Here is a 1,318-nt window from a genome sequence, read left to right on the forward strand (position 1 = left end):
CCGCGTGGCTCACCACACGGCGCAGGGCCTGCGCATCAGCCACGTGCGGCGGCCCGACCGGGCGGGTTTCAAGGCCGGGGCGCTGCGCTACGGGCTCGAAAGCAACACCGATGAATACGTGGCCATTTTCGATGCCGATTTTGTGCCGGAAGCTGATTTTCTGAAGCGCACCATCCCCTATTTTCTGCCCGACGAAAAAATCGGGGTGGTGCAAACGCGCTGGGGCCACCTCAACGAAAACGAAGACCTGCTCACCCGCCTGCAGGCGTTTGGCCTGAACGCGCACTTTCTGATTGAGCAGGTGGGCCGCACGTTCGCGGGCTTCTTTATAAACTTCAACGGCACCGGCGGGGTGTGGCGGCGCGCCTGCATCGACGATGCCGGCGGCTGGCATACCGACACCCTCACCGAAGACCTCGACCTGAGCTACCGCGCCCAGCTGCGCGGCTGGCGCTTCGTGTACCGGCCCGACATTGTGGCCCCCGCCGAGCTGCCCGCCGTGATGGACGCCCTCAAGTCGCAGCAATTCCGCTGGACGAAGGGCGCGGCCGAAACCGCGCACAAGCACCTGGGCAAGATGTGGCGCTCGGCGCAGCCGCTGCCGGTGAAGCTACAGGCCACCTTCCACCTGCTCAACAGCTCGGTGTACGTCGTTATCATGCTCATGGCGCTGCTGAGCGTGCCGCTGGTGTTCGTACGGGCCCAGTACCACGAGTACAAGGCCGTTTTCCAGCTGGCATCGGTGTTTCTGCTGGGCTTCGCGCCGCTGATTTACTACTACTACACGGCTTGGCGGCTGGCGCACCCCGGCAAGCCGTTGTGGCGTTACCCGGGCTTTTTCCTGCTGTTCCTGTCCGTATCGATGGGGCTGGCGCTGCACAACGCCCGCGCCGTGATACTGGGCTGGCTGGGGCAGCGCACGCCTTTTGTGCGTACGCCCAAGGCCGGCACGGGCGGCCCCGCCCGGCAGCGCCGCTACCGCACGGGCGGCGTTGGGGCGCTGGTGCTGCTCGAAGGGATGCTGGCCCTGTATTTCGGCTTTGGCCTGGCCGCGGGCATTTATTTCAACGACTTCGGCCTGCTACCGTTTCACACCCTGCTGACCGTGGGCTTCGCGGCTATTTGCTACTATTCGGTCCGCGACGATAAATAACTGGCCCCCTTCTGCTGCTTCATCTGCCCGTGGCTTCTTCCCGTCCTTCTGTTTCGCAGGTACTGGCGCTGCTGCTGTCGGCGGCGGCCTACGCGGGCCTGGCCTACGCAACGCCGCGGGCGGCGTTTGGGCAGCTGGTGGGGTTGCTAGGGGTGGCGCTGGCGG

The 1,318-nt window shown here is 65.3% G+C and carries 1 protein-coding gene; it reads left to right on the forward strand.

The window, feature by feature from the left end; all coding sequences use genetic code 11:
- On the forward strand, positions 1 to 1,153 hold a 1,153-nt coding region (locus tag ACYVDE_RS23100), incomplete at its 5' end, for a glycosyltransferase (protein ID WP_460503881.1).
- Between the last annotated feature and the right edge of the window lie 165 nt (positions 1,154 to 1,318).

This window comes from Hymenobacter agri (genome assembly GCF_054778495.1).